The sequence below is a fragment of the Thermotoga sp. genome (assembly GCF_021162145.1).
Taxonomy (GTDB): Bacteria; Thermotogota; Thermotogae; order Thermotogales; family Thermotogaceae; genus Thermotoga.
This window is the reverse complement of record NZ_JAGGZH010000108.1, coordinates 1-17,724: the sequence shown is the minus strand read 5'-3', so window position 1 is coordinate 17,724 and position 17,724 is coordinate 1. Positions and strand designations below refer to the sequence as shown.

20 protein-coding genes are annotated in these 17,724 nt (G+C 44.5%); 3 read left to right on the top strand and 17 right to left on the bottom strand.

Annotated features, from left to right (window positions below; translation table 11 throughout):
* Window positions 1-3: 3 nt before the first annotated feature.
* The 13 genes from J7K79_RS06820 to J7K79_RS06760 all read right to left on the bottom strand — a co-directional run bounded on the left by J7K79_RS06820 (window position 4) and on the right by J7K79_RS06760 (window position 9,980).
* Window positions 4-1,242: an ATP-binding protein gene (locus J7K79_RS06820; RefSeq protein ID WP_296906720.1), complete on the bottom strand. Its 1,239-nt coding sequence runs from the start codon at window positions 1,240-1,242 to the stop codon at window positions 4-6.
* A 3-nt stretch (window positions 1,243-1,245) separates the two neighbouring features.
* Complete coding sequence (locus tag J7K79_RS06815) at window positions 1,246-1,965, bottom strand: response regulator transcription factor (RefSeq protein ID WP_296906717.1); 720 nt, start codon at window positions 1,963-1,965, stop codon at window positions 1,246-1,248.
* A gap of 60 nt (window positions 1,966-2,025) precedes the next feature.
* Window positions 2,026-2,688, bottom strand: coding sequence for a hypothetical protein (locus J7K79_RS06810; protein WP_296906715.1), 663 nt, complete (start codon window positions 2,686-2,688; stop codon window positions 2,026-2,028).
* Between the two features lie 72 nt (window positions 2,689-2,760).
* The gene (rpsT, locus tag J7K79_RS06805) at window positions 2,761-3,051 is read right to left on the bottom strand and encodes a 30S ribosomal protein S20 (protein ID WP_296906712.1); all 291 of its coding nucleotides are present in this window, start codon (window positions 3,049-3,051) and stop codon (window positions 2,761-2,763) included.
* Window positions 3,052-3,066: 15 nt separating this feature from the next.
* On the bottom strand, window positions 3,067-4,254 hold the full coding sequence (metK, locus tag J7K79_RS06800; protein ID WP_296906710.1) for a methionine adenosyltransferase: 1,188 nt from the start codon (window positions 4,252-4,254) through the stop codon (window positions 3,067-3,069).
* A 73-nt stretch (window positions 4,255-4,327) separates the two neighbouring features.
* Complete coding sequence (locus tag J7K79_RS06795) at window positions 4,328-4,654, bottom strand: hypothetical protein (protein ID WP_296906708.1); 327 nt, start codon at window positions 4,652-4,654, stop codon at window positions 4,328-4,330.
* 4 nt (window positions 4,655-4,658) lie between these two features.
* Window positions 4,659-5,630 carry a M23 family metallopeptidase gene (locus J7K79_RS06790; RefSeq protein WP_296906706.1) on the bottom strand — a complete coding sequence of 324 codons (972 nt, stop codon included), beginning with the start codon at window positions 5,628-5,630 and terminating at the stop codon, window positions 4,659-4,661.
* Window positions 5,631-5,643: 13 nt separating this feature from the next.
* On the bottom strand, window positions 5,644-6,138 hold the full coding sequence (gene def / locus J7K79_RS06785; RefSeq protein ID WP_296906703.1) for a peptide deformylase: 495 nt from the start codon (window positions 6,136-6,138) through the stop codon (window positions 5,644-5,646).
* Complete coding sequence (surE, locus tag J7K79_RS06780) at window positions 6,126-6,881, bottom strand: 5'/3'-nucleotidase SurE (RefSeq protein WP_296906700.1); 756 nt, start codon at window positions 6,879-6,881, stop codon at window positions 6,126-6,128. Before surE ends, def begins: the two co-directional genes overlap by 13 nt.
* Window positions 6,841-7,620 (bottom strand): energy-coupling factor ABC transporter ATP-binding protein EcfA1, encoded by a 780-nt coding sequence (ecfA1, locus tag J7K79_RS06775; protein ID WP_296906698.1) that lies wholly within the window; start codon window positions 7,618-7,620, stop codon window positions 6,841-6,843. The genes surE and ecfA1 overlap by 41 nt, the downstream gene beginning before the upstream one ends.
* On the bottom strand, window positions 7,601-8,236 hold the full coding sequence (locus tag J7K79_RS06770) for a class I SAM-dependent methyltransferase (RefSeq protein WP_296906695.1): 636 nt from the start codon (window positions 8,234-8,236) through the stop codon (window positions 7,601-7,603). Before J7K79_RS06770 ends, ecfA1 begins: the two co-directional genes overlap by 20 nt.
* Complete coding sequence (locus tag J7K79_RS06765) at window positions 8,233-8,784, bottom strand: ATP-binding protein (protein ID WP_296906693.1); 552 nt, start codon at window positions 8,782-8,784, stop codon at window positions 8,233-8,235. Before J7K79_RS06765 ends, J7K79_RS06770 begins: the two co-directional genes overlap by 4 nt.
* 5 nt (window positions 8,785-8,789) lie before the next feature.
* Window positions 8,790-9,980, bottom strand: a complete 1,191-nt coding sequence (locus tag J7K79_RS06760) for a M20 family metallo-hydrolase (protein WP_296906690.1) — start codon at window positions 9,978-9,980, stop codon at window positions 8,790-8,792.
* 107 nt (window positions 9,981-10,087) lie between these two features.
* Between J7K79_RS06760 and xylA the strand changes: the two genes are divergently transcribed.
* The 3 genes from xylA to nagA all read left to right on the top strand — a co-directional run bounded on the left by xylA (window position 10,088) and on the right by nagA (window position 13,182).
* Complete coding sequence (xylA, locus tag J7K79_RS06755; RefSeq protein ID WP_296906687.1) at window positions 10,088-11,422, top strand: xylose isomerase; 1,335 nt, start codon at window positions 10,088-10,090, stop codon at window positions 11,420-11,422.
* 8 nt (window positions 11,423-11,430) lie between these two features.
* Window positions 11,431-11,931, top strand: coding sequence for a DUF192 domain-containing protein (locus J7K79_RS06750; RefSeq protein ID WP_296906684.1), 501 nt, complete (start codon window positions 11,431-11,433; stop codon window positions 11,929-11,931).
* 126 nt (window positions 11,932-12,057) lie between these two features.
* A complete protein-coding gene (gene nagA, locus J7K79_RS06745) occupies window positions 12,058-13,182 on the top strand; it encodes an N-acetylglucosamine-6-phosphate deacetylase (RefSeq protein WP_296906682.1) in 1,125 nt (374 codons plus the stop codon).
* 15 nt (window positions 13,183-13,197) lie between these two features.
* Here the strand turns inward: nagA and J7K79_RS06740 are convergent, their stop codons facing one another.
* From J7K79_RS06740 to J7K79_RS06725, 4 genes are read right to left on the bottom strand one after another with little or no spacing between them, the layout of a single operon-like run.
* The gene (locus J7K79_RS06740) at window positions 13,198-14,142 is read right to left on the bottom strand and encodes a tagatose 1,6-diphosphate aldolase (RefSeq protein ID WP_296906679.1); all 945 of its coding nucleotides are present in this window, start codon (window positions 14,140-14,142) and stop codon (window positions 13,198-13,200) included.
* Window positions 14,132-15,121, bottom strand: a complete 990-nt coding sequence (locus J7K79_RS06735; protein WP_296906677.1) for a sugar-binding transcriptional regulator — start codon at window positions 15,119-15,121, stop codon at window positions 14,132-14,134. The genes J7K79_RS06740 and J7K79_RS06735 overlap by 11 nt, the downstream gene beginning before the upstream one ends.
* Window positions 15,118-16,407, bottom strand: a complete 1,290-nt coding sequence (locus J7K79_RS06730; protein ID WP_296906674.1) for a class II D-tagatose-bisphosphate aldolase, non-catalytic subunit — start codon at window positions 16,405-16,407, stop codon at window positions 15,118-15,120. The genes J7K79_RS06735 and J7K79_RS06730 overlap by 4 nt, the downstream gene beginning before the upstream one ends.
* Window positions 16,408-16,426: 19 nt before the next feature.
* Window positions 16,427-17,368 (bottom strand): sugar kinase, encoded by a 942-nt coding sequence (locus tag J7K79_RS06725; protein ID WP_296906672.1) that lies wholly within the window; start codon window positions 17,366-17,368, stop codon window positions 16,427-16,429.
* Between the last annotated feature and the right edge of the window lie 356 nt (window positions 17,369-17,724).

The following is a 17,724-nucleotide window of genomic DNA, read 5'->3' as shown; positions in this document are numbered from 1 at the left end:
TTATCACCTGTCCTTGGGCAGAAAAACTCTCATAAGAGTTCCCTGACCGATTTCGCTTTCTACCTCTATTTTTCCACCGTGTCTGTCGACGATCGTCTTCACTATCGTAAGACCAAGGCCGGTACCTCCCATTTTCCTTGACCTCGCCTTGTCCACTCTGAAGAACTTCTCGAAAATCCTGCTTTGAGCCTCTTTTGGGATGCCAGGCCCTGTATCTTCTACTTCTATAATAGCCCATTCAGGTGTATCGTAGGCCCTCACCCAGACTTTCTTTTCTCCTTTTTCTTTGAAGGAGGTGTACTTGACGGCGTTGTCCACAAGATTCAAGAGCATCTGGATGAGTCTTTCCTTGTTCCCCTTGACCATGACATCTTCACAATCAACCTCCAAATCCACCTCGTTTTCCTCTGCGATGGGCTGGACTATCCTGTAAACATAATCTACCACTTCACACAGATCCAGCTCTTTCATTTCGAATTCAACGGAACTTTCTTCCATTTTCTCAAGATCTAGCAGGTCGTTTATGAGGCGTGTCATACGCGCTGATTCCTCTTCTATGATCTTAAGAAATCTTTTGACCAGCTCTTTGTTCTCAAGATCGTCTTCCAGCAACGTTTCCGCGTATCCATGTATAGAAGTAAGAGGTGTTCTGAGCTCGTGGGAAACCGTTGCGATGAATTCACGCCTCATTTCATCTAGTTTCCTTTCCTTAGTCACATCGTGAAAGAGGATGACAAAGATTTTATCACCGCTTTTCAGATCGACGGGAATCACCTTCACGTGGAAATACTTTTTGTCGTTTTCTACGTAAGTAACCTGTGTGCCTTCCTGTGGTTCCAGACTTTTTATAGTCTCTTCGACCATTTCGTTTATGTAGTAATCCTCGAATATTTCGTAGTAGCGCCTTCCCTCGGGGTTGATTCTATCCTGAACGAGTTTTCGGGCAGCTTCGTTCAAAAATGTGATGTTTCCCTCCCTGTCCAGTATGAATATGGGCTCGCTGAGACTGTTGAGTATGGTGAGGAAATTGTCCCGACTGACCTCCACACGAACGATCTTATCTTTCAGGTTATCAATGTGCTTTTTCAAGCGCTCGAAAAGATAAAGTGGGGGAACATCTTTTTCCCCCAACATATCTGCCACTTTCTTTATGAAAATCCTGTACTCGGAAAGCTTCTTCCTAAAGAAGAAAACGAGTAGGGCAAACAGCAGGATTCCTGCGATGATCAGGAACATTTCCATGGATCAATCTTCCTTTCCTGGGTCTCTGAACTTGTAACCCTTTCCACGAACGGTAATGATGTATTTCGGATTGGACGGATCTTCTTCTATCTTCGTTCTCAGTCTTCTGATGTGCACGTCGACCGTCCTCGTGTCACCGTAATAGTCGTACCCCCACAATTTGTCGAGAAGCACGTCCCTGCTGAAGACCTTTCCTTCATTTTCTGCCAGAAACCTGAGGAGCTCGAATTCCAGAGGTGTGAGATTCACTTTCTTTCCTCTCACCTTTACCTCGTATTTCTCCACGTCGATCTCGAGATCTTTCGCGGTGATCTTCTTGGGCCTCTCTTCTTTGCTCTGCACAGCGGCAGACAGCCTTCTGAATATAGCCTTCACCCTTGCGAGGAGTTCTCTCACGCTGAAGGGTTTTGTGATATAATCGTCCGCTCCAAGTTCTAGGCCGAGCACTTTGTCGAACTCCTCACCTTTGGCGCTCAGAAAGATGACCGGAGTGTTCCTGTATTTTTCCATGGACCTGATCTTTCTAACAAGCTCAAACCCGTCCATCCCTGGTAGCATGATATCCACTATAAACATATCCACATCTTCTTCATTGGCAAGCTTTAGAGCCTCTTCTCCGTCGTACGCTTTCAAAACATCGTACCCTTCTTTAGCGAGGTTGTATCCCACCAGTTCCAAAATCGCTGGATCGTCGTCGACAACCAAAATCTTTTTCTTCGCCATCTTCAATCCCCCTGAGAGGGGTACACCTCCTTTCATGTGATTTCTATACTATTTTAACATTCACAATTCAGATTTTGGAGATGGTCTTTTCCTGAACGTGTACCAAGAAGCGAGGAACACAAACAAAAGGAAGAGCGAGACATAGAAAAGCACCATGGACTTGTTCTCGAAAAAAAACTCTGGGTGAAACTCCATGTTGAATATCCCGGACAGGTAGTGAAGTACCAGAGCTGCTAGGACAGCAGCACCCACTATCACCGAAAGCATTCTCGCGAAGTCTTTTTCTTTTCGATAGGCGGTGATCCCTGCGAGAAGACCTATCAAAACAGACAAGCCCAGTGTTATCCAGTCCATATACTGCACATTTTGGATGTTGAAAGAATTCACCATGAAGTTTATCACATAGTAAGCTAAGAAGGAAACCGTTACGAAGGCTGCCAGGAAGACCAGATACTTGTACAGAACATAGATCACAACCGCTGTCAAAACACCAACAGCTACCATGACAATCGTTCTCACGTTTTCATTGGAGAGATAATCTTTCAAAATTTCAATTTTCGACAGGAGAGGAAACACACAGTTGATTCCTAGTATAAAACCCAGAACAGCAAAAGTGATATGCTCGACGTATCTGGAAGCGAACATCAAAAAAAGGGCCGCAGGAAGAGAAAAGTACCAGTTTTCGACAACCAGTTTCAAAAAATCCCCTATCACCCTTTCCACAGGTATCCCTCCTTAATTTTAAAACCAGAAATGCCCCGCTGAGGGGGCTGGATTTCAAAGCCAAGTGTGAATTCACTCCTGAGTTGCTTCCAAACTCTTCAGGTACTCGTTGACTTTCTTGAAGAGTCTCTCTTTTCTCCTTGCTCCCTGATTCTTGTGGATAACACCTTTTGACACAGCCTTATCGATGGCAGCCTGTGCCTTTCTGGCAAGCTCCAGAACCACTTCCTTTGGTTCGCCGCTTTCGATGGCTTTGATGACCTCCTTTATTCTGTTTTTAAAAAAGGTTTTGTAAGCCTTATTCCTCAGCCTTCTTTTCTCAGAAACTCTGACCCTTTTCTTCGCAGATTTCGTGTTAGGCACTACTCAATCCCTCCCTCACATGTTGAAGGCTCCTTTCAACTCATCAACCATGTCAAGCTTTTCCCAGGTGAACTCTTCTTCGTCTCTGCCGAAGTGACCGTAGGCTGCTGTTTTCTTGTAAATAGGCCTCAGGAGGTTGAGTTTCCTTATGATCGCCCCCGGTCTGAAGTCAAACAGCTCGGTAATCACCTTGAGGAGTTTTTCCTCGTCAACCTTTGCTGTGCCAAACGTGTCAATCAATATGGAGACAGGTTTGGCAACACCTATGGCGTAAGACAGCTGTATGAGAAACTTGTCGGCAAGACCCGCAGCAACCACGTTCTTCGCTACATATCTTGCCATATAATGAGCTGATCTGTCAACCTTCGTTGGATCTTTACCGCTGAAGGCACCTCCTCCATGTGGGACCCACCCTCCATAGGTATCGACTATGATCTTCCTTCCGGTGAGCCCCGTATCCGCCATCGGGCCACCCAGAACGAACCTTCCTGTGGGGTTGACGAGTATTTTCATCCTGTCGTCTCTGTACTCCTCTGGTATCACGGGATTTATGACGTGCTCAATGATTGCTTCTCTCAGATCCGATTGGGAGATGTCTGGATCGTGCTGAGTGGATATGAGAACGGTGTCAACTCGCACTGGCTTGTCGCCCTCGTACTCTATCGTCACCTGTGTTTTTCCATCTGGTCTCAGGAAGGGAAGGATTCCTTTTTTTCTGACCTCGGCAAGTCTCATGGCCAGATGGTGAGCCAGGGTGATTGGTAGAGGCATGTATTCAGGTGTTTCATTTGTGGCGTAACCGAACATGATTCCCTGGTCCCCAGCTCCTAGTGCTTCTAACTCGTCTGCTACCTCTTCTCCGCTTTTTACTTCGAGCGCTTTATCCACACCGAGTGCTATATCCGGGGATTGACTGTGTATGCTTGTGAGCACTCCGCATGTTTCTCCATCGAAACCGTACTTCGCCCTCGTGTATCCTATTTCAAGGATCGTCTTTCTCACAATATCTGGTATCTCCACGTACGCCCTCGTTGTAACTTCTCCTGCTACAATGACCAGTCCCGTGGTCACAAGGGTCTCAACGGCGACCCTGCTCCTTGGATCCTGTTCAAGCATGGCGTCCAGTATGGCATCCGAGATCTGATCAGCGATCTTGTCGGGATGGCCTTCTGTGACACTTTCACTGGTGAAAAGTCTTCTCATTTCCCATCCTCCTTTCGCTGGTCGTATGACAGCTTTGATAGTTTATCATATCTTCTCTTAAAAGAAGGTTACGTTATTGTTTTTGAGCATCTTCATACTCTTCCTTGGTGATGAAGCTACCTCCTTCAATAGAAACTGATACCGGTTTGTAAGAGGATGTGAACCTTGCAACAAGATGGATTCTGTTAGGGCACTTGGAACCCACGTAGAGCTTGTCTATCTTGTAGGGAACACTGGGATTGTCATAGTCCACAATGAAGTCATATCCCCGTCTCAGGTGACTCCTGAACACTTCTCCACATCGATCGCACTTTATATAAACGACCAGTGCTCCTTTTTCTCTGTAAAAAGGATCTTGGTCTAGGTTCTTCTTCCTTTTTCCAAAAAACAGAAAGAGCACCATCTCACCTCCTCTGCAGATAAAAAGAAAACTTCTTCTCCATACCCCATATGTCTTCAAGAACGATAGTGTACTTGGCAAAGTCAGGGAATCTTCCGATTTCTGGAAATTTGTTGACTTTCACAAGCGTTGAAAACGTCTCCGGAAACAGTTTATACCAGAGCTCGAATCTGTACGCCGCCGATACGGACCTTCTGTCGTACACTCCCCAGACGTTCGTGAACTCGGACCACGGAATCTGCTCAAAAGAGATCTGATAGATCTCTTCTTCTTCCATCAAGAGTGAAATTTTCTTGAGTCCTAGCGTGTTGTTAAAACCCCTGGAATAGGCTTTTATGGAAAGAACTGGAAAGCTTCCGGTGAACGGGTATGTTCTGTTTTCGACGAAGTTGTATTCTTCGTCTCCTATTTTCAACTTTTCCAGAACGAGGGCCTCATCCACGGGCTTGGGGAGATTCAAGAAATTTGCAGGATCGAAGGAGACTTCCTCTTTCTTGTCTCTTATTTCAAAATGGGCGTGTGGTATGGGTGCTTCTCCGGTGGTGCCGGAGTATCCCACCACTTCTCCCTTTTCAAACCAGATTTCTTTCTCCGGGAACTCCACGACAATCCTCACATCTTCGAATTCTTCCTTCAGGGAGTCAACGATTGTCTCGAGTTTTTTTGCAAACCTACTCAAATGGGCGTACAGCGTTCTGTAACCATTTTCGTGCTCCAGGACCACCGTGTAGCCGTATATGTCGTCCTTGTCGATCTCAAGTCTAACGAGCCACCCTCTCTCAGAAGCGTAGATAGGGACACCTTCTTTCAAGCCGGTAGAAAAATCCATACCCATGTGAAAGTGAGGCCCTCTGCTTCCACTTCCTCTGTACTCACCAAAACTCGCCGAGACCCGCGGAGAGTCAACAGGCGGGGAAAACGAAAAGACCATGGAAAAAATGAAGATCAGTACTGTTATCAAAAACCCTCTCTTCACAACAATTCCCTCCTCATCTTCTGGCAGATTTTGCTATATCCATCAGTTTTTTTCTCAAAAGGAGTCTTTTTGCAGGTTTTATTCTGTCTATTATGAGTACCCCGTTCAGATGATCGTACTCATGCTGGAAAACCCTTGCGGGATATCCTTCCAGCTCCTCTTCCACAGACTCTCCGCGGGGAGTTTGATATCTCACCTTCACTTTCCTGCTCCTTTCTATCTCGACGAAGATTTCTGGAAAGCTCAGGCAACCTTCTTCTGCTATTTCTGTTTCGGAGCTGGTTTCGAGGATCTCAGGGTTGATCACCGCCACTGGACCGTTTCCCACGTCCATGACGAAGAGTCTCTGGGATATTCCAACCTGTGGTGCTGCAAGTCCCACACCGTCGTAGTGGTACATCGTTTCTATCATCTTCTCTATTGTTCGCTTCAAGGCACCATCGAACTTTGTCACAGGTTTTGCTCGCTTTCTTAAAACAGGATCTCCAAAGACTCTTATTCTGTACATGGTTCGTACACCTCCCTGAATTTTCTCAAACAACTTTCGTTGGTGAGGAACGGATGAATGGGTGTCACGGATACGTAACCCTGCTGAACCACTTTGTAATCCACATCTTCTCGATCGTCATCTTCCACCACTTCCCCCATCATCCAGTAGTATTTTTCTCCAAAAGGCGATACTCTCTCTTCGAAGTAGTCGTGCCATCTTCTTCGGCTCTGTCTTGTCAGCTTCCAGCCTTTTATCTCACCAACGGGGACGTTTATGTTCAGCATGGTGAAAGGATCGAGAAGAGATAGATCGAACTCCTTCAGAAAGTCTATGAGGAACCTCGCCGCTCCTTCGAAATCAGGGCTTTCATAGTTTGCACTGGAGATCGCTATCGATGGGATGTTCATCATAGCGCCCTCCATGGCTCCGGAGACGGTACCGGAGTAAAGGATGTCCATGCCCATGTTCGGTCCTTTGTTTATTCCACTCACCACGAGGTCAACTTTCTTCTCCATGATCACGTTGTATCCGAGTTTAACGCAGTCCGCGGGCGTTCCTGTTGTGGAATAGGCTACCACGTCTTCGCTTATGAAGACCTTTTTCATCCAGAGTGGAACGTGTATAGTAATACTGTGCCCCGTCGCACTTCGTTCTTTGTCCGGAGCCACAACGAAGACTTCATGTTCTTTCGAGAGGTACTCTGCGAGCAGGATTATCCCTTTAGAATTTATTCCATCGTCGTTCGTTAAAAGTATCCGCATCCTCTACCTCCCATCTGCTTTCCCTTCCAAACTTCTTCCACAGCTTCCACTTGAACGGTACTTCCACGTCCTCAAACCTCTGCTCCATGAACTTTTCCCAGCTTCCGCAGAAATCAATTGTACCATCTGCCATGTGCAGTATCATGTCGAAATCCTCCAGATACTCCAGTTCGTGAGTTGCCAGGATTACTCCCTTTCCTCTTCTTTTGAGGTTTTCTATCACTTTTGATATCTCTCTCTGAGAGGGTGGATCGAGCATGGAAAGAGGTTCATCCAGTGCCAGAAAGTGTGTATCGCGTGCCAGCATGGAGGCAATGGCCAGCCTTTGTTTTTGCCCCCCAGAGAGGTTTAGAGGATCCTCTCTTTCCAGTCCAGAGAGTCCCACCAGTTCGAGTACTCTTTTTATCCTCTTTTGCATCTCAACTTTGTCGAGGCCCAGTATCTCAAGGGAAAAGGCCACGTCTTCTTCAACGGTGGCGCCGATTATTTGTGACGATGGATTCTGGAAGACGTACCCGACGTTCTTTCTGAGTGTGAGGGGATCAGCAGGCATTTCATCCACGAGGATGTCTCCCTCTGCCTCCAGAAGGCCCGATACTACCTTTAGTAAAGTGGTCTTTCCAGAGCCGTTTTTTCCGACCACAATGTAGATCTTTCCCGTTTCGAATTCCACGTTCACATTTTTCAACACGCGTCTACCGTTGTATTCGAAGGAGACGTCATTCAGTGTTATCTTCATCTTCCTTCAGCCCTTTTATGGATCTGTAAACTCTTATTCCACCGGTCTTGCAGAGTTCTTCTACGTTTCCAAAAACTTTTCTCATGAACTCCCTGATGCGTTTTCCACCCTTGTTGTGGTACGCTACCATCTGCAGACTTCCGCCGTCTTCCAAAAACTCAAGTGCCCTCTCCACGATCTCCATCCATACTCTTTTGCCAGCAACTATAGGGGGGTTACACACGATCATATCAAACTTCATGCCATCCCATGGTTCGTAGATGTTTCCCCATCGTATATCGACTTCCACGTTGTGGTCTTTTGCGTTTATCTTGGTAAACTCGACAGCGCGCCTGTTTATATCGCTCATGTAGACTTCTAGATCTGGATATTCTTTTTTGAGCACGATTCCTATCACACCGTACCCACAACCCAGATCAAGTACTTTTCTTCCGTGGACTTTTAAGTTTTCCAAAAGAACTCTTGTTGCTTTGTCTATCTTACCGTAGGAATATACCCCTGAGGGTGTTTTGAAAACATATTCGTGGCCGTTCTTCAGCACGAGTTTTGCTTCCCTGACTTTCAATTTCGATGTGGGCTCCACCGTGTAGTAATGCTCGAATTTTTTCTCACTCATTCTCCTTCACCTCTCTTCAGTTCCTTCTCCAGATTTTCCAAGGTTTCAAACAGAAAGGATGCGAACCTTGGATTTTCCGGGTCCCAGAGGCCAGCTTTTTTCAGCTTGCTGGTATCTATCTCGTAGCCGTTCCCGTCCTTTCTTCTCAATACGTACCAGTTCACGTTCGGATCTGACAGGATCAAGCTTGCCAGTGTGCTTGCCAGATCCCCTGTGGGCTGGCAGTCGACACTCTTCAGGTTGAACGAGGCTTTCACAACCGTTCCTTTTCCGGGCTGAGTCCACAGACTGACCCGGCCTCCAGATTGCTCTGCTGCCTGCTTAAGAAAGGGAAGACCAAGACCCACCTTTCTCAGGTGAGGATCTCTTGTGGTGAAGAACGGGTCGAACACCCTTTCCGGATCCTTTATTCCTGGTCCGTCGTCTTGCACGGTAAATGTAAACCACTCGTCGGTTTCCTCTATGATGATCTTTATGTTATTCGCACCAGCCTTCACCGAGTTCTGAGCGATGTCCATCAGATGATCTGCTATCGTTCTGAGAACCAAGCCCTTCACCTCTTTACTCCGAGGAGTGCGAAGACTTTTGCGTCCTCCACCATATGGGATATCTTTCTGTACTCGTTGGGTTGATGTGCTGTTTCGTCTATGGTGCTCCAAACGACAGCGGGCCACCCCTTCTTTCTGAAGAAAGCCGCGCAGGTACCTCCGCCGATTCCTCCTACCTTAGCCTCCAGACCTCTTAGACTTTTCAAAATGCTTGAAAGTTTCACGACCAGTTCGGAGCCGGGTGGTGTAGGATTGGGAGCGGGCTGCTTCACCACCACTTCGAGTTCTGCACCTTTTCCATTCAGAATAGATTCTACTGTGCTCAGGATATCGTTCAGATCGTACCGTGGAAGGACCCTGCAATCGAAATAGAAGATAAACTTTCCCGGAACGGTGTTCACGTTGTCCACAGTCTTTTCTGAGCGGGTTGGCTCGAAGGTGCTGAGCGGTTCATCGAACAATTCATCCTTCTCAGAGTATTTCCTGTGAAGAGTCTCGTCTATCTCGGTTATGATCTGGGCTCCCTTTCTGAGAGCGTTTTCTGTTGTCTTTGGTCTAGAAGCATGCCCCTGCTTTCCGTTCACCGTAACTTTGAACCAGAGAATACTCTTTTCTGCGATCTCTATGAAATCTCCCTTTTCATTGCCGGCGTCGGGCACCAGAAACATGTCATCGGGTTTGAAAACACCCTTTTCTATGAGGTACTGGATTCCATAGTCACTTCCTGCTTCTTCATCGGCAACGAGTGCAAGACCAAAGTTGTACTCAGGAACAACGTCGAGTTCTATGAGAGCCTTTCCCGCGTATATGGAGGATATCATGGAGCCACCGTTGTCTTCGGCTCCCCTGCCGTACACCTTATCATCCTTCACAACGGGCGTGAACGGATCGGCCTCCCACAACGAAAGATCCCCGGGTGGAACAGTGTCGATGTGTGTTACTATCCACAACGTCCTGTTTCTATCCTTACCGGGGATCGTTGCGAGTAGATTCGATCTCCACACCCCGTTCTGGTCTCTTGTGTTGTGACGTTCAACGTTATAGCCGATGCTCTTAAGAAGTTCTTCAAGCCAGTCGGCTTTTTCCTTCTCTCCTGGCCCACCGAAGGCAGGATTTACCGAATTGATCGATATGAACTTTTTCAGCGAGTCTACCATTTCGTCTTTCAATCTTTCTACTTTCTCTGTTATCTCCATCTGAAACACCTCCCAAGTACAAGTATATCTCTTCCAAAAAATATTTGAAATAGACCATCGTTTTCGTATATAATTGATTGATAGAAGAAATTTAGGGAGGTGTTCACATGACTGAGTTCTTTCCAGAGATCCCGAAGATACAGTTTGAAGGTAAAGAGAGCACAAATCCATTTGCGTTCAAGTTCTACGATCCAAACGAGGTGATCGACGGAAAACCTCTCAAGGACCATCTGAAGTTCTCAGTTGCATTCTGGCACACCTTCGTGAACGAGGGGAGAGATCCCTTCGGAGATCCAACAGCCGACCGACCCTGGAACAAGTACACAGACCCTATGGACAAAGCCTTTGCAAGGGTGGACGCCCTCTTTGAATTCTGTGAAAAGCTCAACATCGAGTACTTCTGTTTTCACGACAGGGACATAGCTCCTGAAGGAAAGACTCTGAGGGAGACAAACAAGATCCTGGACAAGGTCGTGGAGAGGATCAAAGAGAGAATGAAAGACAGCAACGTAAAACCCCTCTGGGGTACTGCGAATCTCTTTTCTCATCCAAGGTACATGCACGGTGCAGCGACAACCTGTAGTGCTGATGTCTTCGCCTACGCGGCAGCACAGGTGAAGAAAGCCCTTGAGATCACAAAAGAGCTTGGAGGAGAAGGGTACGTCTTTTGGGGTGGAAGAGAAGGGTACGAGACACTCCTCAACACGGATCTGGATCTTGAACTTGGAAACCTCGCTCGCTTCCTCAGAATGGCTGTGGATTACGCAAAGAAGATAGGTTTCAACGGCCAGTTTCTCATCGAGCCTAAACCGAAGGAACCAACGAAGCATCAGTATGACTTCGATGTTGCGACGGCTTACGCCTTCCTGAAGAGTCACGGTCTCGATGAGTATTTCAAATTCAACATCGAAGCGAACCATGCCACACTTGCTGGTCACACCTTCCAGCACGAACTGAGGATGGCAAGAATTCTTGGAAAACTCGGCAGCATCGACGCGAACCAGGGAGACCTTCTGCTCGGCTGGGACACCGACCAGTTCCCAACAAACGTCTACGACACAACTCTTGCCATGTATGAAGTGATAAAAGCGGGTGGGTTTACAAAAGGTGGTCTCAACTTCGATGCAAAGGTGAGAAGAGCTTCTTACAAGGTGGAAGATCTCTTCATCGGGCACATAGCAGGAATGGATACTTTCGCACTCGGTTTCAAAATAGCCCACAAACTTGTAAAAGACGGTGTGTTCGACAAGTTCATTGAAGAAAAATACAAAAGTTTCAGAGAGGGCATCGGAAAAGAGATCGTTGAAGGAAAGGCAGATTTTGAAAAGCTGGAAGCTTATATAATAGACAAGGAAGAGATGGAGCTTCCATCTGGAAAGCAGGAGTATTTGGAAAGTCTCCTCAACAGCTACATAGTGAAAACGATCTCCGAGTTGAGGTGATACGTGGTGTGAAGCCCTCTTTTTCGAACCTTCGAATATTCCTTTTTCTCGTTCTGATTGTGATTGGAATCACGGTGGTCATCGTTGCATCTGGTCAAAGAAACAGAGTGAAGTTTCCAAAGGGAGAGATAATAATCACCGATGGGAAAAAATCGCTGAAGCTGAACGTTGAGATAGCGAACACTCCTCTTTTGCGTTCGATTGGTTTGATGTACAGAAAGAGCATCCCGGACGATTTCGGGATGCTCTTCGTTTTTGAAGGGGATACAAGGAGTGGCTTTTGGATGAAGAACACCTACGTTCCTCTTGAAATTGCGTTCATAAATAGAAACGGTGTTATATTCTCCATTCAGGAGATGGAACCGTGTGAGAAAGTGCCCTGTAAAGTTTATTACGCACCAAAACCGTTCAGGTATGCCCTCGAGGTGAAAAGAGGCTTTTTTGAAAGACACGGGTTTGGGGTGGGAGATAAGGTGATAGTAAAATCAACCAAGTGGGAAGAGTTTTAAAGGAATCACATGAGATTCTAAAGTGGATTCTGGAGCCTTGAAAGCGAGTTTGCTGATGTTAGAATAAAGAGGGTTAGAGTAATTGTCATTGGACAATTTGGTTGCATATCTAAGGAGGAAAGCCGCATGATTCTTTCAAAGCTTCTAATAGTGGATCCTATCGATGGAGAATTCACAGGTGACATAGAGATAGAAGAGGGGAAGATCGTGTTTGTTAGAAAGAAGGACTACGCAACTTTCCTTGGGATTTTAGTGCCTGGGTTTGTGGATCCTCATATTCACGGTTGTGCAGGAGCAGATACTCTAAATGGGGAATTCGAAAGAATGGAGGAATTTCAGTATGCTCAAGGAGTCACTACCTTTTTCGCGACTACTGTTTCGATTTCGCAGAAGAAAATTAAAGAAGTTATCGAGAAGGCAAAAAATTATATCAAAGCACATGAAAACACGTCATTAGAGGGCGTTCATATGGAGGGACCTTATATCTCTAGGGAAAAAGCTGGCGCTCACAACACAAAATATATAAGGCCGCCTACGAGGGAAGAGATAGAGGATTTATCATTCCCTGTTCGGATTATGACATTTGCACCAGAAGTAGAAGATGCGGAAATCCTCCTAAAACTCCAAAGTAAAGGTATTGTACTTTCCGTTGGACATTCTATGGCAACTTTCAATGAATATATGAACTTCTATAAGAGGAATGTTAAAAGGATTACGCATTTTCCAAATGGACTCAGAGCCCTTCATCACAGAGAAATTGGTGTCACAGGAGCTGCCCTTCTAAAAGAAGATGTAACGGTAGAACTCATATGCGATGGTGTGCATCTTGCGAAGGAAATGGTTAAACTTGTATATAGAGTAAAGGGACCAGCGAAAATAGCTTTAATAACAGACTCTATCTCCGCCGCAGGGTTGAAGGATGGGGAAGTACAACTTGGGGATTTGAGAGTAAAAGTAAAAGATGGGATTCCCAGATTAAGTAATGGAACTTTAGCGGGTAGCACATTGACTTTTTCTAGCGCAGTGAGGAACTTCAAGAAGTTTACTGGAGCACCTCTCAGAGAACTTGCAATGGTAGCATCGTACAATAGCTGCATTGAACTCGGTCTCAACGACCGTGGAAGAATAAAAGAAGGAAAGAAAGCAGATCTTGTCTTACTCGATCGTGAGCTCAACGTTTTAATGACAATAAAAGGCGGCGAAATAGTATACAGAACTCCTAATTCATACTTCACTCTGCTCTGCAACTAGGTTCTTTGCCTGTGATTATCCTCTTACTTCTACATTTTCAAATCCCTCGTAAAAATCACTGTTGTACCAGCTGGTGCATTTCCTTACCAGGGTTTTCAGTCGTTCGACATATTGGATGCCTGTCTTTTGAAGATAAAGTTCCATTTTCTCGTAATCGTCTGGATAGTCCAGTATTCCTTTCCAAACGACACGCCCCGCCAGTATTCCTGAACAACCAAGTGCAATATTTTCTATTAGCTTTTGTTCAAATTCCCCTATATCAATTCCTCCACTTAGTATGACCCATGGTTTTCCCCTTGTTGCTTTTTTTACTTCCTCTTGAGATACTCCTTTCAAAGGTTCTATCTTGAAAAGGTCCACACCGTATTCTTCTTTCGAAAATTCCTCAACTGCTTTAAGTACCAATTCGCTGTTCCCCTTGTTTGGGCCATATGTCAATATTTCCAAGATGAAGGGAATATCCTCTTTCTTTGCTTGATCTCCTACTCTTCTTACAAGATCCTTCTGATGTTGAATCGTCTTATCTGATAAGCTGTCGGACCAGTATATTAGGAGTTTCACCGCATCACATCCCCATTTCTTTGCGAGCGATACCATCTTCTCATCGATCAATCTGTTTAAGCGTTCGTGAGGAAACTCTAGATTCTCCTCGTAACCGCTTTTTTCCACGGCAAGGATGATACCAGCTCGCGGGGATATATATTTTGCCAAATGAGGGTACCCGTATTCTGGATCCACAAGAACTGCTGTTACATATGAAGATAAATTTTTGAGTATAACTCTTTTTATCATCCTTATCGTTTCATCATTGGCCTTTCCTACTCTATCGATTAAAACTCTCCTCAAGGATTCCCTCTGATCTAGTGCAAGCATAACAAATCTTCCTTGATTATCGGAAAGTCTGCTTATTCCTCTGAATTTTCCTGGTGTCATTTCTTTGCCCTCCTTCTCATGTTCCAAGATATCTTAGAATCATCTCCGCTGTCTTGTCGTCAGTTATCAACACGTTTACCAGGCCACCTCTAAGAGCTCCAACTATGGACTGTACCTTCTGTAACCCACCTGCTATTCCTACTCTAGTTGGTATTTTCAAAAAATCCTCTAAAGGAATGTTCACAAGATTTTTGTAGACGGCAAGGTTTACAACCTCTCCGTTTTCATTGAAGAAGTATGTCAATACATCTCCCACAACATTGTTTTCAAGAAGGGATCTGAGGTATTTTTCGTCGAAAATCTTATTCTGAAATAGCGGAGACTTTTGTATATAGCATCCTATACCAACTATTGCCAGATCCAACTTTTTCCAAAACTCGATAGTCTCTCTCAGATCACCTGAAGAAAGTAAGAGTTCTTTCTGAGAAGGATTTTCTATGTAAAAAGGTGCGAAAATGTACTTCGGTTTCGCATTGTAGCTTTCTGCAAAATTCCTGACAAAATCGTTCGCTCTAAAGTAATGGGGCAATTGATTGGTTCCTCCCATCAGAGGAAGAAAAACCGTTTCGCTCAATTTTTTCGTTGGATGAAGGTGTTTTGAGATGATCTCCAGGGTGCTCCCCCAGCCAATTCCTACTATCATTCCGTTTGTTAACATACCATCCAAAATGCGCCCGACGAGAGATGCTCCAACGTGATAATCTTTCTCCTCTTTGTAAAAGGGAAAACTCACAACGATGATATCTTTCAAATTGAAGTGTTTCAAAAATAGCTTTTTGTATGTGGTGTCCTCGAATAAAGGATCCTTCAATCTTACTTCAACTAATCCTAACTCTCTTGCCTGCTTGAGATACTTGCTTATTAAAACTCTATGTGTTCCTAGTTGCTCCGCTATCTCTTGCTGAGTTTTTCCATTTACATAGTACTCATAGGCTATCAGGTAGAGTTTTTTTAGAAAATCTTCCCTTGAACTACTATTTGGCTTTTTCTTTCTACCATCTTTCATGGTGTCTCTTTCTCTCCTTGAAGTTGGAAAGTTGCGTGTGCGTATTTCACGAAAGCCTTTTCTATTTTACCAAAAATCAAATTCAAAGGTTCAAGAAAAACCTCCCCCTTTAGTACCCTGGCGACCAAGTCTGGAAAGTACTGACTAACTAAGGGGATTGTGAGTTTTGCTCTTCTCAAATTGAACACTAGTTTTTCGAGAGCAACTTCTACCGATTTTTTACTCCAATAGTATCTTATTCTATCCAGAAAACTGTATTTTAAAGCTAGTGAATCATCTTTATTATAGTAATCTTTCCAGTGAGATGGATCTTTCTTCATTTCCTCAATTAAGACTTCTACAATCTTTGATTGAGTGCTTTCTTTCACGATCTCTTTTTCTATCATTGCGAGGGCAAATACTGCTTCTCTGAGTAAAAAGGTAAGTTCTGGTCCTACTTTGAGAATGGCGAATCCATCTACCACCATTTGTTTTAGATCTTCGTAGGTTTGATAATCTGTGGAATGAGCTTCAAAGACGAAAGGTGTTTTTTTCAAGAACTCCGTGAGGGGCCTGTTTACTTTCGAATTGTACCGTTGCACTCTATCATGTGAGAACTCCACGCCAGGCTCCACAACAAACGCAATTACTCTTTTCCAAGCTTCTTTGAGGCCAAATTTGAGAAAATACTTCTCTGACACTTCTATGTTCTTTTCCAAAACTTCTACTGGTGTTATTCTTCCTTTTACGGTTTTTGTGCCTCCCGGAAAAGGTACTTCTGCCCCTAACACGTACACTGGTGGAGATGACTTAGCTGTTTTCGTTTTTTCGAACGTTTCCTCTGCTACTGCACATAGCAATGCTTGTCGTTCTGCTATCGTTTCCATTGAAAAGCCCTCGTCATTTTTCAAAGGGTAGCATGTATCAAGATGGATTTTTCTATATCCTGCTTCAACACATGACTTCACGAGAGCTCTCGCATGCGTCAGAGCGATTTCTCTGTCCTCATTTCTCCATGGAAGCGGCCCAAGGTGATCTCCCCCCAATACTATCTGTCCTTCGCTTACCTTGTATTTTTCTGCTATCTCAAAGACAAAATCTTTGAAAGCAGCGGGGGTCATACCTGTGTATCCTCCGAACTGGTTTACTTGGTTGGAAGAACTTTCTAGGAGGACAAAATCGATCCCTTCAGTGGACACAAAGCGAAACAGAGCTTCAATAACAAACTTATTTGCCGAGCAAACTGAGAAAACACCAACGGGAGTTCCTTTTTTGTGAGCTTCCACTATGCTCAATAATCTTTCCACGAACATCACTCCTTACTTGTCACTTCCAAGATCGAAGACGTTTTTCTATCTCTTCCCTGGTTATGTTTCCTTCCATAGGACCAAAAGCGACAGTGTTCAGTGCACCAGCAATGGCTGCCATCTTTCCTGCCTTGATCACATCCATTCCTTCTGCTATTCCGCATATGAAGGCTGCATCAAAGCAATCCCCTGCTCCTGTTGGATCCACTTCTTTAACAGGATAAGGAGGAATATCGGCCTTTTTTCCATCTCGAGAATAAATGGTTGCTCCCTTTTTCCCCTTTTTCAAAATAATCATTTTCAGGTTTCTATAACGATCAAAAAGTTTTCGAATTCCGTATTCTTCAACTTCAGAGCCTGTAATCGTAGAGAGTTCTTCTTTTCCGGGAAGAAAGATTGTTGCTTTCTCCAAAACGTGTTCGGTCAACTCCTGGACATTCTGTCCTTTCAACAATTCTTTTCTCACATTTGGATCAAAGGTGATAATCGCTCCTTTGGAATAGAACTTTTCCATCACCTGAATTATATTTTTTCCGAATTCAGCATCAAACATCAGGGAACACCCCATTACATGAAAATAATCGGCTTGTACATTTATTGTATCTGGATTGTGCAATTCAACGGCAGGGGTTCCTTTAACATGGTAAATAAAGTCACGTGAACCGTTAGAATAATAAGCAACAAACGCAACAGCTGTTGAAGCGTTATCACTCACGGTGACAAAGTCACAATTTACACCATCCCTTTTGAGCCTGTTGATAACTGCTCTCCCAAAATCATCATCTCCAACGCCACCAATGATGCCAGCTTCGTGTCCCAATTTTGCGACAGTATCGATGAATATTGCAGGAGCACCACTGGGAAAGGGTCCAAGAAATTCTCCCACACTATTAAGGGGAACATCTCTCTTTGTTCGCATTATTTCTACCAATATTTCTCCCATAGTCCAAATTTTAGCCATAGCTTCACCTCATTTTTCTATAAACTGGAGGAGACTTTTATAAGAACCTTGAAAACCCGATTTTTATTCTCTAAAACGTATTCAAAAGCTTCTGGCAACCTTTCGAATTCGAAAATATCTGTAATCAACGAATCATAGTCGATCAGTGGCTTTCTCAAAAGACTCAGAGCTATTAAGTAATCATCTCTTGTGTACATGAGAGAACCTTTCAAATCAATCTCTCTGTCCTGTAACAAAAATAGGTTTAATGATTGTTGCTTTCTTTTGGACACCTAGCATTTATTCCTTTAAAGCTCCAGCAGTGAGTCCGGAGACAAAATATCTTTGTAGAAATGCAAATAGTATCAAAGTAGGTA